This window comes from Psychrobacter sp. 1U1, from assembly GCF_051847535.1.
In the GTDB taxonomy this organism is placed as follows: domain Bacteria; phylum Pseudomonadota; class Gammaproteobacteria; order Pseudomonadales; family Moraxellaceae; genus Psychrobacter; species Psychrobacter saeujeotis.
Window position 1 is genome coordinate 1 of record NZ_JBPYDD010000006.1, and the last position, 15,084, is coordinate 15,084.

The following is a 15,084-nucleotide window of genomic DNA, read 5'->3' on the forward strand; positions in this document are numbered from 1 at the left end:
GTTTGTGGCATTGGGCCATCAGTTGCTGATACGACTAGGATTGCGCCGTCCATTTGAGCGGCACCAGTGATCATGTTTTTAACATAGTCGGCGTGACCTGGGCAATCAACGTGCGCGTAGTGACGAGTGTCGGTGTCATATTCTACGTGTGAGGTGTTGATGGTGATGCCACGTGCTTTTTCTTCTGGTGCGCTATCGATAGACGCGTAGTCTTTGGCTTCGCCGCCAGAGGTGATTGCTGCTACGGTTGCGATTGCGGCAGTCAATGTGGTTTTGCCATGGTCAACGTGTCCGATGGTGCCGACGTTGACGTGGGGCTTGTTGCGTTCAAACTTGGCCTTTGCCATGGGTAGTTCCTCTTTATTGATGAATCTTTATGCTTAAAAAATATTAAACAGTAAGATCGGTAAATAGCTATTTGACGGTTTATGACAGAGTTAAAACCATCAAACCGTTGACGCTAGGATAAATCTAACAAACTTTTACTATCAGTATAGAGATACGATTCGAACACTATACTAACATTTTCAGTCTACTCAGTACATATGATCGGTTTATGTTGAATAACTGATGTATTCACAATGTACTGACAGCACTAAAAGGCAACACCTCAGTGTCACCTTTAAATCTTAATCCGCCACACTAACTTTAGAATTTTCGACAGTCTATTAATTTTCAACATTCTGTATGGTTGATATCGACGTAACATTATTTAAAAGTAGCGAAGCAAACACAAAAAGTATAATCAATAAATGGAGCTCATATCGAGAATTGAACTCGAGACCTCTCCCTTACCAAGGGAGTGCTCTACCGCTGAGCTATATGAGCATATCTTAGCCAGCCTATAAGCTGTACTAAAAAAAATATCACGATACAGTAATAATATACTGATTGTCGTGATGATTTATTGGTAATTTTTGCGTTGGTGTATATATGGAGCGGGTGGCGGGAATCGAACCCGCGTCATTAGCTTGGAAGGCTAAGGTGTTACCATTATACCACACCCGCAATGACTCTTATGCAAAGTGACTCTTATAGTATGAATACAAAACAGTATTATAAATATAAAGAGTAATTATGTATAACGAGTATGCTTGGCGTTATGACAAACTACAGAAATATGGTGGTGGGAGAAGGATTCGAACCTTCGAAGCTTTCGCGACAGATTTACAGTCTGTTGGGTTTGACCGCTCCCCAATCCCACCTTAGGTTGCTTTGAATAAACAGACTTTAATATAAAGCAAATTTATAAAAAGCTACTTTGAAAGAGATGGTGCCGACTGCCGGGATCGAACTGGCGACCTACTGATTACAAGTCAGTTGCTCTACCAACTGAGCTAAGTCGGCTTGTTCTCTCAAAGTGGTGGCTATTCTATCAAATATTTTGACAGACGCAAGCCCTTTTTTATTTTTTTTACACTTATTTTAATAAAAATTTTCAAGCACTTGATTGCATTGGATTTTTTTATAAAAATACTGGTTACGATTTATGCTGCACTTTCATTGTAGCCACAACACATCACGTCTTTTTTCATTAAGCTAAGTATGAATCAAATAACATAGGTTTAATAATACCAGACCGCTAGTCTTTAACCAAGTCGTACTAATGAATACGTAACCCATCACAAGCCATCTTTACCGCCTTGACCAATGCTAGTGCTTTTTTATTGGTTTCGTCCCACTCTGCTTCTGGCACTGAATCAGCAACTACCCCTGCCCCCGCTTGAATATGTATCTTACCGCGGCGCATCACCGCCGTACGTATGGCAATCGCAGTATCCATATTGCCATGCCAACCCAGATAACCTACTGAGCCGCCAAACACAGTTCGACGTACTGGTTCGACCTCGTCAATCACTTGCATGGCACGAATTTTGGGTGCACCTGATAGTGTACCTGCTGGAAAAGTCGCACAGAATACATCCAGCGCGTCTTTGTCAGCTAGTATTCTACCTTCGACGTTAGAGGCAATGTGCATCACTTGCGAATAGCGCTCTACAAACATCTTCTCGGTAACTTTGACACTGCCATACTCGCAGACACGGCCGATATCATTACGACCAAGATCAATTAGCATCAAGTGCTCAGCGATTTCTTTTTTATCAGCCAGTAGCTCTATTTCAAGTGCTAGATCTTCTGCTTCATCTTGACCGCGTTTACGTGTGCCTGCCAGTGGACGCACTGTCACTGTCCCATCTTCGATACGTGATAGAATCTCAGGAGAGGCACCAATAATGTCAAAACGTTTGTGGTCATCAAGCGTATAGCCATGTACTAAAAACAGATAAGGTGACGGATTTAAAAATCTTAACGCTCGATACACTGCCAGCGAGTCTCCTTTATAGTCCGCAGTTAAACGCTGAGCGGGAACGACCTGCATAACGTCCCCTTCTAATATATAATTTTTTATCTTATTGACATCATTGCAATACTTCTCTTGTCCAGTTTGCGATTCAAATTTTGGTGTGGGCATGATGGGCGTACTCAAGTCTGGCATCTCAGCCAGCTTATCTTCGATTTTCTCAAGCTCTCGAATCGCTGCACCATAGCCATCCTTATCATTACAATCTGCATAAACGATGATGGACAAAGTGTTTTCTAAATTATCAAAGACGATGACACTCATCGAGAGCATTAACCACATATCAGGTAGCGACATGGGGTTTGGCGCATCAGACAATCCAACGCTTGGTTCAATAACGCGTATCATGTCATAACCGAAGTAGCCCACCAGCCCGCCACTAAAGCTTGGTAGTGCTTCGATCTCATTTGGTGTGGGCATTTTATACTGTGCCATAAGCTTTCTAATATAATCAAATGGATCATCGACTGCGTCACTATCAATCTGATCGTCTCTTTTGATGGTCATATAACCGTCTGTGTACTGTAAGATTAAATCGCTACCCAGACCAATCATAGAATAACGCGCCCAGCGCTCACCGCCTACGACTGACTCAAACAAATAAGCTGAACCGCTTAAATCACGTACTCTAGAAAACACAGAAACTGGTGTTTGAGCATCCATTAAGCGTTTTTTGACAAGGGGGGCGTGACTATAACCTTGTGTTTTAAATGCGTTATATTCTTCAAAGGTCATCATAGTAAAAAGTCTCTTAACACCAAATAGGCAAAAGATAAAAATAGCAGTAGCAAAAAGACAGTACATGCTCGGCGTTGAAATAAATAGAGCATAAACCTGTCAAGAAATGAGGATGGACCAAATTTAGCTACAGTATAGCCAGCCAGTATAACAAAACTGGCCAGCGTTAGTATTATTTAGCACTACTGTACTGTTCGGCTCATCTCTTTAGTTATAAGGCATCTTCTATAACTGATTGGTGCCAGCTAGCAAACTGTATAAACGATCAAAATAAGCGATTAAACGCCGCCCATGTTAAATAACCATAGAGCAATTCCGATGATAATAATGACGATAAATACCCATATGAACCAACTACCGCTTGGTTTTTTCTCTGGATGTCCTGTATTAGCAGGATTGTTGACAGCTTGATCCATTGCATTATTGCCTTCAGTTCCTAGATCGCGACCTTGACCTAGATTGGCAGTACCAGAAAACTGCGCTGAGGCAGCTTGTTTGGCGCGTAGTACATCTGGATCTGACTCTTCTTGTAAAGTGGTTTTAGTCGTCTTATCGTGCTCTGGAGCATCATCTGGCTCTTGATGCGCAGTTGGCTGTTTTGCTATTGGCTCGTTAACTGTTGGCTCATGGTTTAGCGTCTCTTTAGACTTATCATTAGACATCACTGTCTCCTTAGCTGTGGCCGTACTCGGTGCTGAAGTAGATTGAGAAGTAGTTTCTGTTGCCGTATTAGTTAGTGTTTCTACGGATTCACTAGTGGTAGATGAGAGGACTTCTGTGACTATGGTATCTTTGACCACTGGCTCATTGACAGCTGTCTCATCTACTACGCTTTCAGTCAGCACGCTATCTTTGTCTGTCGCCGTGCTTTGCTTGGTCGCAGGTTCAACTGGCGCGGCTGCTACTGGTGTGACCGGATCAGTATCTACCTGCGGGGCAGCAACCTTAAAGACAAAACTTGCAAAACCAACCGTATCATTTGTATTAAGATGAGTAGACTTATTGCCCTCAATGCGCTCATCATTGATAAATGTCCCGTTTGATGAGTCCAAATCTTTAATATATAAATCTCCGTTTAAGACACTAAGTAACGCATGATTGCGTGATACTGCCTTACTACCAAGTACGACATCGTTGTCGTTACCGCGTCCGATGGACAAACTGTCATCAACCGTCAGTGTTAAATCACCCAACGCTTCAGTCATTGCGTTAAGCTGCCAAGTCGTTGTCTCTTCTTTAGTCTTTAGCAGGTTGTTGTCATCTAAGTTATTCGTCATCTTGCGACTCCTTATTATAAATTTTTGAAAATATGACCAAATACCATCTTTGGTCATACCGGAAGTTGTTGTTTGTCTTTATTTTACTGTGGCATGAAATAAGGCTTGATAATGGTGTTTAGCTTATCATACGGGATACTTAGCACTGGCATACCGTAGGCATAAGGACCGATAGAGTAATGCTGGTAACGAATATCGATGCCTTTATCCGTTAAAGTTATGTTGTCACTGAACACGAAAGGCCAGCTTTGCTCATAATCATGAGTGTCGCTGGCAACTGTACCGACCCACTTCTTATAAGCATCGTACGCCAATGCCTCAAAGTCTGACTTTTTGCCCTTTTGCAACATGTCTACCAGCTGCACCTGTTGCTTCGTTGTGGAATCAAATACGAGATATTCGCTATACGGCATTCCATGGGCACCGCCTGTAAATATATAGGAATGTATCTCAAATAACTCAAAGTTATCTACATGTCCTAGATATTTAGGCTCTATCGTTAAACGATAAGTAAAAACGCTATCTGCAGGCAAATCAGAAAATTGTGAGGCTGCAAAGTCATCAATAGCTGCTCTAACATCGGCGTGACTATTTTTATTGTTGATAGGTGCCGACTCAGACATTTTACTGTTTACAACTAGATCGTTAATACGTCCATTAACAACCCCGTTTAGCCAGTCATGATTGGTTTTAAGATATTTGATGTCAATTTTTGGACAGTTTTCACGTTTAATACAGCGTTCTTGTAAATGTTTTGGTAAATTATAATCAAGATAGTCTGTTGCACTGATCAAAGTAGTCGCATTGGTAGATAAACTAAAAGCACTCAATAAGATGGCAACGCCAAAAGTAGCAATCGGCTTTATACCTTTGATTGTATTTATATTTTTATTAAATTGTGAATGCTTTATCACATGATAATAAGTAGCTATTGACATATATCCTCTTTAATTAATAGACGACATTTATAGATATTCTACCGTAATCAAAATCTATTATTGTAGGAACACTGTTTTAGCGATCAGTTTTTAATAACATGGCCTAATACTTTCAATGAATCATACAAACAAAAAAGACACGGCCAGCGTGTCTTTTAAGAATATATTATAGGACTAAATAATACCTTCTAGCATCGTTGATTTTAGTGCTCGCGAGTATTGCTAAAAGTCACTTCCGGATAGCGATCTTGCATCAGTTGCAAGTTAACACGCGATGGCGCCAAATATGTTAAGTAGCCACCGCCATCTATCGACAACTGATCATGCGCTTTTTTCTTAAATTTTGCCAGCGCTACTTCATCGTCACAATGAATCCAGCGTACTGTAGCGATGGAGACGGGTTCAAAAGTACACTGCACCTTATATTCTTCTTTTAGTCGATGCGCGACCACTTCAAACTGGAGCACACCCACTGCGCCTAAGATTAAATCGTTATTAATCTGCGGCATAAAGACCTGAGTAGCTCCTTCCTCACTAAGCTGCTGTAAACCCTTTTGCAGTGCTTTAGATTTTAATGGGTCTTTTAGTACCACACGGCGAAACAGTTCGGGCGCAAAATGTGGAATACCGGTAAAGTTCAACTCCTCGCCTTCGGTAAAGCTGTCGCCGATAGAGATCGTACCGTGATTGTGTAAGCCAATAATATCACCTGGATAGGCTTCTTCTAATGCTTCACGGTCACCTGCAAGAAAAGTCAGGGCATCAGCAATCCGTACGTCTTTGCCCAGACGCACATGCTTCATTTTCATACCTTTCTCGTACTTGCCTGAGCAAACCCTTAAAAACGCAATGCGGTCACGGTGACGCGGATCCATATTGGCCTGAATTTTAAAGACAAAGCCGCTGAATTCAGTTTCAGTCGCTGCCACTTCGCGCTCATGAGTCGGATGCGCTTTGGGCGATGGGGCATATTTGACTAGAGTATCCAGCACCATATTGACCCCAAAATTACCTAGCGCTGTACCGAACAGTACTGGTGTCATCTCGCCTGTTAAAAACTCCTCAACACTAAAGTCTTCTAGCGCCATTTGTACCAGCTCAAGCGACTCTTCAAAAGCATTAAACATCAGCTCACCCAGACGCTCGCGTATATCAGGATAGTCATAACCGTCCCGCGTTTCAGCGACGCTCATATCACCACCATGACCTTTTTCATAAAGATAGGTCTTGTTTTCGGTTAAGTGATATACCCCAACGAAATCTTGACCCATACCAATAGGCCACGTCACAGGCACGCATTTGATTTTTAGTACACTCTCAATTTCACTAAGCAGCTCAAGCGGTTCGCGAATCTGACGATCCAGCTTATTGACGAACGAGATGATTGGTGTATCACGCATCCGGCAAACTTCCATCAGTTTGATGGTACGCTCCTCCACCCCTTTTGCGCCATCGACCATCATCAGTGCGCTATCAACGGCGGTCAAGGTACGATAAGTATCTTCACTAAAATCAGCGTGACCGGGGGTATCTAGTAGATTGACCATATGATCTTTATAAGGGAACTGCATGACTGAGGTCGTAATAGAGATACCGCGCTCTTGTTCCATACTCATCCAATCAGAGGTTGCATGACGATCGGTTTTGCGGCCTTTGACTTCACCAACCACTTGGATCGCTTGACCCCATAACAGTAGCTTTTCGGTCATAGTAGTCTTACCCGCATCAGGATGCGAAATAATGGCAAAGGTGCGGCGTTTGGCGACTTCGCGAGCAAGCTTGGCAGGAGGTAACTTAGTGGCTGAAGGTTTAGAATCTGCGCTCATAATGAATAACTTATCGTTAAATTTTGGAAAGGAAAAACAGAAGGTAATACAGATAGAGGTGAAAATTTAGTGCGCTTATTGTAGCCGATTTATGGTTTGGATGCTATTTTTGCTTAAGGTACTGATACGCTGAAACAATACACCTACTTATAATATATAGCTTGATACTGTGCCAGTACTATTTATTTGCTACTCTTTTAAAAAGACGAAATTTAATATAGATGTTAAATCTAGATATTGAATACAATTATTAAACACAGCTATTGAATACAGTTACTTCAATGATATTTAGCCACCAATATTTATAAGGGAATAATTATGCTACTTGAGAAAATAAAGACACCCGGACTCGCTCACTTGTCCTATCTGGTAGGCTCAGGTGGAAAAGCAGCAGTCATTGACCCACGCCGCGACTGTAACATTTATGTCGAAAAAGCACGTGCTGCTGGGCTGAAAATTACCCATATCTTCGAAACTCACCGTAATGAAGACTTGGTTTCTGGTGCGCCAATTCTAGCAGAATTGACTGGTGCAGTAGTACTACATGGGCCAAATCCTGAAAAGCCTATCACTTATGCGCAAACAACTCATGAGAATGACTGCTTTGCCATCGGTCAGCTTGAGATTCGCGTACTAGAGACACCTGGTCACACTGATGATCATATTAGCTTTGTGTTATTTGATAGCGCCTATCCAGAACAAGCTGTCGGGGTTTTCACAGGGGATGCGCTATTCGTGGGCGATGTTGGGCGTACGGACTTTTATCCCAATCGACGTAAGGAAGTGGCAGGTCTGCTCTATGACTCATTACAAAAAATTTTAGCGCTTGGCGATCAAGCCCTTATTTATCCTGCCCATGGGGCTGGGTCAGTGTGCGGCTCAGGTATGGCTGCGCGTGAGTTTTCAAGTGTCGGCCATGAAAGACTGAATAATCCGCGCCTGCAGATTGAGAGTCGTGACGTATTTATCGATGTCAAAATCAACGAAAACCATTATCAACCCCCTTATTTTCGCTTGATGGAGCGCCTCAATATGGAAGGCGGTGACGCCGCGCCGCGCATTATGCGTCCGCGTCATCTATCGCTTGATGAGCTTAAAACCTGTGACGCGGATCATCTCATCGATATTCGAGAGCCGATGGCTTATGCTGCCGGTCATCTGCTCGGCGCTATGAGCCTGCCTGTGGGGATGATCTCCGCTTTTGCTGGCTGGTTTATCTCTGAAGGCGAAAGCATAGCACTGATTGCCGCCAATGAAGAGCAGCTTGCTACCGCCATGGAGCATTTGGTACGCATCGCCCTTGATAATATCGTCGGTGGCTATGTCGGTGTGGTGTCTGCTGCCGCACAAGGTCAAAAGATACAATCAACACCTATGATCGATACTGCTGAGGTTAAAGAAAGGCTCAACGTTAATAAAGACGACTGGACACTGCTTGACGTCCGCGACGCCGATGAAAGAGCTTCTGCTGCAATTAAAGGATCTGAACATATCTATGTCGGTCATCTTAACGAACGTTGGCATAAACTTGATAAAAACCAGCACTATACGTTGATGTGTGGTAGTGGCGCACGGGCGACAGTCGCAGCAGGATGGCTTGCAAGCCAAGGCTTTGATAATATCGATATTTATCTTGGTTCAATGAGTGCATGGCAAGCTGCACATAACTGATGTCATCTTCGATAGTACATAATCAACGTTTATGTAAATGCCAAAACAGCTATTAATAGTAGCGGTTGATTTGGTCTTCTAAGAAGTCAGCCGCTACCTCATTAACTAAAGTGCAATCAACCACCCCGCGTCTGCTGTTTTCGTTGGGGCGCGGTGCATTACTGTCAATGTAATCGGCTTCATAGATACGGTCGTCATAATCGACAGCTCTGAATATATATTCTGGTTCATTGTCAAAGGCAAAATATCTAACCTGAGCAGTTTTTAGTTGATTATTGATACCCGTATCTGAGCGAGTGGTACTAAAATTTCGATTATCGCTAAAACGATTTTCGCTCATATCAACCCAGTCATCAAGATTATCATAACGGGTTTTATCTTTATCATTGAAAATAAAAAACGAGCGGTCACTGGTCGTCACAGGGATATAACAAACAGAACCTGTTGGAAACTCTACATTTGGTGGAATGTTTGGATAATTATTCAAATCAGTGAGAATCCCTCGGCTACTAGCCAAATTATTGCCAAGACTATAACTACCAGCGCTGACTCCAGACAGATCTAATGTTCTATAAATGGTTTCATAACTTAAATTATTACTACTATTCAACTCATAAATTGGCTGTCTGATAGTACGTCCGTTGACCTTAATATAGCGATCTTCAAGCGTGCCCTCAAAGTTATTCGATAACACTATCGATCGTTCTAAATCATCAATATTTTGCGCGCTAAAACTTCCTAAAATGTTGGTTACATCAATATCACGCTCACCCTCGCTATATTCGGTATCAATACGCGCCACAGCTTCTCTACCAGTTTGACGATCAATGCCTTTATCAAAACTTGTCAGCGTCAGCTCATTGTTATTGCTTGAGCCAAAAATGCCATTGTCTTCCTCGTCACACCCAACAAGCCCAATCGCTAATAAAGAAATAGCAAGCGGTGCAAAGAGTTGTTTGTGTGTTTTTTTCATCGCTAGGCATCCTTATTTGTCAGTAATGGAACGTTGTTAAAAGCTATTTCACTAAATGTAAAGGAAGTGGCTACCGCCTAATCTATCATCGTTTAACGGCTACTATTAGCTTACACTAATCACCAAGCTGCGACCACATGAAGCGAGTACTTTACTTACCAACCTAAAAGATTGACTTACAAATTCATAGTATAGATTTACCACCGCTATATAGAGTCGTGTTAAAAATTTGTTATGCTAATCAACTTAATGACCAACAAAATGTGTTTACTATAAAAACTGACAACAAAGGATGTGTTATGAAAACTTTATACTCTACTAAAGCTACTACTACTGGCGGCCGTGCAGGTTCAGCCAGCTTAGCTGATAGTGATCTCAGCATCAATATGGTAGCGCCAGGTTCTGGAAAAGAAGGTAATAACCCAGAGCAGCTATTCGCCATGGGCTATAGCGCCTGTTTCGATAGCGCACTTGGTGCAGTCAAACAAATGGAAAAAGCCAAATTTGATTCGACTACTCAAATAGAAGTAGATTTGCTACAAGGTGAAGGGCATGACTACAAGTTAGCAGCAAAAATTCATGTGACTGGCGAAAATACCGACCTGTCTGCTGATGAGTTCCAAAAACTCGTTGAAAAGGCTCATCAAGTCTGCCCGTACTCAAAGGCGACACGTGGTAATATTGATGTTGAAGTGACTTCAGAAGTAAAAAGCTAAGCTGTATCATGAGTTGATAAACAGAACTGTTGTTAGCAAAGCCCAGCAAGTCTGGGCTTTGTTGTTTTTAACCTTTATAGTTAAATAACGCTTATAGTCATATACATTTTAACTTTTGAGCCATTCGGCACGCGCTGATTTTATCGTTATAATGGTTGATATTTTTTGATTTTATCCAATAGCTGATAAGTGACCTCTATGACCGATAATGACCACAATTCGCACTCACCTATTAACCCTAATACGCTACCAAATTTTGATAATATGCCCAATGTGGCGACCATGGATACTAGTCATGTAGATAAAGACCAGCCACCATTTATTTTAGTAGACGGCTCGTACTATCTGTTTCGTACCTACCATGCACTGCCAAAGACCATGCAAAACTCGCAAGGCCTGATAACCAATGCCATACGCGGCACACTAAACGCTTTGCTGAAGCTTATGCGACGCTATCATCCAACGCATATGGCCGTTTGTTTTGACACCAAATCTCCGACCTTTCGCCATGCTATGTCTGCTGAATATAAGGCAGCGCGCCCGCCCATTGATATTGAGTTGGTTGAACAAATTCCTTATATTCATCATCTGGTAGCGGCGCTTGGGATTCCTTTATTGCGTATAGAAGGCGCAGAAGCCGATGATATTATCGGCACCCTTGCCTATCGCGCGGTTGAGCAAGGCCATCACGTGGTCATCTCGACTGGTGACAAGGATATGATGCAGCTGATCAATGATTGTGTGATATTAGAAGATAGCTTTACAGGCAAAATCACCGATAGTGCAGGCGTGATAGAAAAGTTCGGGATTGAGCCTCATCAGATGATTGACTTTTTGACCTTGATGGGCGATTCATCAGACGGCATCAAAGGCGTGCCTGGTATCGGTAAAAAAACCGCCAAAGACTTGCTTAATAAATACGGCAATATCGATACAATGCTCAAAAACGTTGCTGAAATTAAAGGCCGCGCTGGTAAAAACTTGGTCGAATATGCCGATGATATTCCGTTCAATGCAAAGCTTGCGACCATTGTGACCGACTTGGCCATCGGACAAGATTGGACAGACCTTATAATAAATACTGACCCCTGCGCCCATATTGATGAGCTACGCAAGCTGTATAGTGAGCTTGAATTTAAAAATGAGTTGGCCTCTCTTGATCACCCAAACCATCCTGCCAATGGTAGCGCAAGCATCGCTGACAGTCAGGTCGATGCTGAGTCGCAAGCGCAAGTCGCAAAATCACTGCAATCAAGCACGATTGAAAACATTAAAGACAGTAAAAGCCATGACAAAGCCTGGCATACCATTCTCGACATGCCCGCTTTTGAGAGCCTACTTGAGCAGCTTACAAACGCAGCGCATTTCGTTATCGATACCGAGACGACTAGTATTTATTGGCGACAAGCCGAAATTGTCGGCTTATCTTTTGCCGTGAAGGCCCATGAGGCTTATTATGTACCGCTCACGCATCGCTTAGAAGGTGATGAGCTGATCGAAAAGCAGCTTGATCGTGACACAGTATTAGCAAAACTTAAACCTATTTTGGAAAACCCAAAAATTGGCAAAATCGGTCAACATCTAAAATATGACGCTCATATCCTCAGTCATTATGATATTGATTTAGTAGGCGCTATTCATGCCAGCCCTAATAACTGGGCGATGGATACTATGCTCGCCAGCTATGTCATCAATGCCGCCATTACTCGTCACGGTATGGATGATCTGGCGCGGCATTATCTACAGACACAGACCATCAGCTATGAAGATGTCGCTGGTAAAGGCGCAAAGCAAGTTACCTTTGATCAAGTGGCTATCGATATTGCCAGCGATTATGCTTGTGAAGATGCCGATATTACTTATCAGCTCTTTGATCTGTTTCATAGGCAACTTACTGAGGATGACAACAACGCGAAATTACTGCACGAGCTAGAGATTCCAACAGCCCAAATTCTTTGTCAAATGGAAGCAAACGGTATTTTGATTAAGCGCTCTTTCCTCAATGAGCTGTCTAAACGCTTTGATGAAGAAATTATCGCTCTAGAAAAACGCGCTTATGAAATTGCTGGCGAAGAATTTAACTTAGGCTCACCAAAGCAGCTCGGTGAGATGCTATTTGATAAGCTTGGCGTCCCTGGTGGTAAAAAAACCAAGTCAGGACAGTACTCTACTGGTGAAGCTATATTATCGAAGATTGATCACCCATTAGTAGAAATCGTACTGGAATATCGCGGCTTATCTAAGCTTAAAAGCACCTATACCGATGCACTTGATGCCGTAGCCGATAACGAGACTGATCGTGTGCATACTAGCTACCATCAGGCATTGACCAGTACCGGACGTCTATCGTCAACTGATCCTAATTTACAAAACATACCAATTCGTACGGTGACAGGCCGCTTGATTCGCCAGGCTTTTATTGCCCCAAAAGGACGCGTTATTTTGGCAGCGGATTACTCACAGGTTGAGCTGCGCCTCATGGCGCACTTCTCAGAAGACGCCAACTTAACTCACGCTTTTAAAGAAGGGCTGGATATTCACGCCGCGACTGCTGCGGAGGTACTTGGCAAAGATGTTGAAGCAGTTACTGCCACTGAGCGCCGCAATGCCAAAGCCATTAACTTTGGTCTACTCTATGGTATGAGCGCCTTTGGGCTGGCAAAACAACTCCAAATGAGCCGCGGTGAGGCACAAGATTATATCGATATGTACTTTGATCGCTATCCGGGAGTTAAGCAATATATGGTTGATACACGTGCCAGTGCTGTCAATCGTGGTTATGTCGAGACTATACTGGGTCGTAAGCTCTATACGCCTGATATCAATCATAGCAATCGCATGGTCAAACAAGGCGCCGAACGTGCTGCGATTAACGCACCACTCCAAGGCTCAGCTGCTGATTTGATTAAACTCGCTATGATTGCTGTCGATAAAGTACTGCCTAAAGAGCAGGCGAAAATGTTACTACAAGTTCATGATGAACTGGTGTTTGAAGTAGATAGCGATAAGGTAGAAGAGATTAGCCAACTCATTACTAATGCCATGCAAGATGTCTTAACGGCCACTGCGGTTGAAAAGGGTTGGCATGTAGACTTTGCTGTGCCGTTATTAGTTGAGACTGATAGTGGTCAGAATTGGGATGAGGCGCATTAGAGATTGATGTTGGTAGAGGATCAGTTGGTTTGTTCAGCGCTCGTAGAAAAAGCTGAACAAACCACTCCATTTACTCTACTCGTAGATACATTTAAAACTTTAGAACGTATATTCTAAAAGGCCACTTCACTAACATAGACAGACTTACACCGCTCTTTTTCTTCTACGAATACCAAGCCCGTCACGAATATTAAGCCCCATAAGCGTCAAGTTTGCGGCTCCTACTATCAGCTCGATGCCCTGTACGATATAAAACGTGCTACCAAAGCGGCCCAAGCTTGCCAAATAGCTTAAATAAAATGCCGACGGTAATAGTATAATCAGTCCATTTATAACAATAAATGGCATGCGTTTTTTCTTAGCCAATACATTGGGATGTTTCACTTTGACGCTAAGCTTGCTACCCGACATGCCTGCAATTATCATGGTTGGAATAAAAAAGATGAAAGCGTAGAGAATGCTTTGCTTCACCATAGCAATGGTTTCATAAGACATAAATAGCTCACTGATAAGCGTACTTAACCAAAAGCTTAGAATAAAGAAAAACCCTAAAAAACCAGTGGTAGCATGAATTTTGACTAAATATCGACGATCCATTGTTATTCTCCAGCAGTGTTTTTAGTAGCATGGCGTTAGCGATAAACTATTTACCAAATAGCGTTAACAACACTTTAAAAGCTCTAAACTTTTAGACGCAAACTTAATCTAATCGCTTCATACTTGAATATAAACATAGCATGCTATATAAATACATAGCAAGCTATATTTATATCATATTAGAAAATATCTTGTTCAAAATATACTTATATAGAGAATAGATCATGACCTTCAAAACTGAATCTACAGGGTATCTTGCTAATCATCTTGCTAGGTTGTACGCCATTTTGCTCAATGAACAGATAAAACCGTTAGGTATTAGTACAGCTCACTTCCCCATTCTGCTTGAGCTATGGCAACAAGATGGTATAACGCAAAATGACTTGGTACAGCTAGGTAATTTAGCACAGGCGACAATTGCCAATACTCTCAATAGAATGGAACGCGATGGATTGATCACGCGTGTAGCAGATAAAAAAGATGCACGGGTCAAACACATCTTGCTGACGAAAAAAGCTAGGTCGCTTGAAACCAAAGCCATTAATTGTGCCAGACAGGTCAACCAACAGTCGCTGTCAGTCTTGACTGAGGAAGAACAAAAACAGTTTAATACGTTGATGCAACGGGTGATTATTAAACAGCGGGAACTGGTAGAAGAATAACACTTTGTGCGAGAGTACCAGCTTACATCAAAACTAACATCACTACCTGTAGATAAAGGCCATTATTTTTCTACTCTTTTAAGCATCAAGCTTTTGCTCTAGTGAAAGTCGATCTTTAATAAGATGAGTCCTAAAATGACTGATGACCAGTTAGTTATATCTTGAAATGCT

Annotated in this window: 11 protein-coding genes and 4 tRNA genes; 4 read left to right on the forward strand and 11 right to left on the reverse strand. The window is 42.3% G+C overall.

The features are described 5' to 3' along the window. The 9 genes from ACS8FB_RS10050 to ACS8FB_RS10090 all read right to left on the reverse strand — a co-directional run. The coding region (locus ACS8FB_RS10050) for a GTP-binding protein (protein ID WP_439262630.1) at positions 1-347 on the reverse strand (347 nt) is incomplete at its 3' end. Positions 348-753: 406 nt separating this feature from the next. After that, a tRNA-Thr gene (locus ACS8FB_RS10055) sits at positions 754-828 on the reverse strand. Positions 829-934: 106 nt separating this feature from the next. Beyond that, positions 935-1,008, reverse strand: a tRNA-Gly gene (locus ACS8FB_RS10060). A gap of 113 nt (positions 1,009-1,121) precedes the next feature. Beyond that, positions 1,122-1,205: transfer RNA gene (locus tag ACS8FB_RS10065), tRNA-Tyr, on the reverse strand. Positions 1,206-1,271: 66 nt separating this feature from the next. Next, a tRNA-Thr gene (locus ACS8FB_RS10070) sits at positions 1,272-1,347 on the reverse strand. Between the two features lie 256 nt (positions 1,348-1,603). Further along, the gene (locus tag ACS8FB_RS10075) at positions 1,604-3,100 is read right to left on the reverse strand and encodes an anthranilate synthase component I family protein (RefSeq protein ID WP_439262631.1); all 1,497 of its coding nucleotides are present in this window, start codon (positions 3,098-3,100) and stop codon (positions 1,604-1,606) included. Positions 3,101-3,378: 278 nt separating this feature from the next. Next, positions 3,379-4,377, reverse strand: coding sequence for an FHA domain-containing protein (locus tag ACS8FB_RS10080; RefSeq protein ID WP_439262632.1), 999 nt, complete (start codon positions 4,375-4,377; stop codon positions 3,379-3,381). 83 nt (positions 4,378-4,460) lie between these two features. Then, positions 4,461-5,315 carry an RsiV family protein gene (locus ACS8FB_RS10085; RefSeq protein WP_439262634.1) on the reverse strand — a complete coding sequence of 285 codons (855 nt, stop codon included), beginning with the start codon at positions 5,313-5,315 and terminating at the stop codon, positions 4,461-4,463. 203 nt (positions 5,316-5,518) lie between these two features. Further along, positions 5,519-7,141 carry a peptide chain release factor 3 gene (locus ACS8FB_RS10090; protein ID WP_299218033.1) on the reverse strand — a complete coding sequence of 541 codons (1,623 nt, stop codon included), beginning with the start codon at positions 7,139-7,141 and terminating at the stop codon, positions 5,519-5,521. Between the two features lie 318 nt (positions 7,142-7,459). Here ACS8FB_RS10090 and ACS8FB_RS10095 point away from each other — a divergent pair, with 318 nt between their 5' ends. Then, positions 7,460-8,812, forward strand: a complete 1,353-nt coding sequence (locus ACS8FB_RS10095) for an MBL fold metallo-hydrolase (RefSeq protein ID WP_439262636.1) — start codon at positions 7,460-7,462, stop codon at positions 8,810-8,812. Between the two features lie 52 nt (positions 8,813-8,864). On the opposite strand, the gene ACS8FB_RS10100 is transcribed toward ACS8FB_RS10095, so the two are convergent. Next, on the reverse strand, positions 8,865-9,785 hold the full coding sequence (locus ACS8FB_RS10100; protein ID WP_439262637.1) for a hypothetical protein: 921 nt from the start codon (positions 9,783-9,785) through the stop codon (positions 8,865-8,867). 299 nt (positions 9,786-10,084) lie between these two features. Between ACS8FB_RS10100 and ACS8FB_RS10105 the strand changes: the two genes are divergently transcribed. Then, positions 10,085-10,501, forward strand: a complete 417-nt coding sequence (locus tag ACS8FB_RS10105; protein WP_439262639.1) for an organic hydroperoxide resistance protein — start codon at positions 10,085-10,087, stop codon at positions 10,499-10,501. Positions 10,502-10,699: 198 nt separating this feature from the next. After that, positions 10,700-13,654 carry a DNA polymerase I gene (polA, locus tag ACS8FB_RS10110; protein WP_439262641.1) on the forward strand — a complete coding sequence of 985 codons (2,955 nt, stop codon included), beginning with the start codon at positions 10,700-10,702 and terminating at the stop codon, positions 13,652-13,654. 144 nt (positions 13,655-13,798) lie between these two features. Here the strand turns inward: polA and ACS8FB_RS10115 are convergent, their stop codons facing one another. Further along, the gene (locus tag ACS8FB_RS10115) at positions 13,799-14,251 is read right to left on the reverse strand and encodes a hypothetical protein (protein ID WP_439262643.1); all 453 of its coding nucleotides are present in this window, start codon (positions 14,249-14,251) and stop codon (positions 13,799-13,801) included. A 224-nt stretch (positions 14,252-14,475) separates the two neighbouring features. Here ACS8FB_RS10115 and ACS8FB_RS10120 point away from each other — a divergent pair, with 224 nt between their 5' ends. Next, a complete protein-coding gene (locus ACS8FB_RS10120) occupies positions 14,476-14,913 on the forward strand; it encodes a MarR family winged helix-turn-helix transcriptional regulator (protein WP_439262645.1) in 438 nt (145 codons plus the stop codon). Positions 14,914-15,084 lie beyond the last annotated feature (171 nt).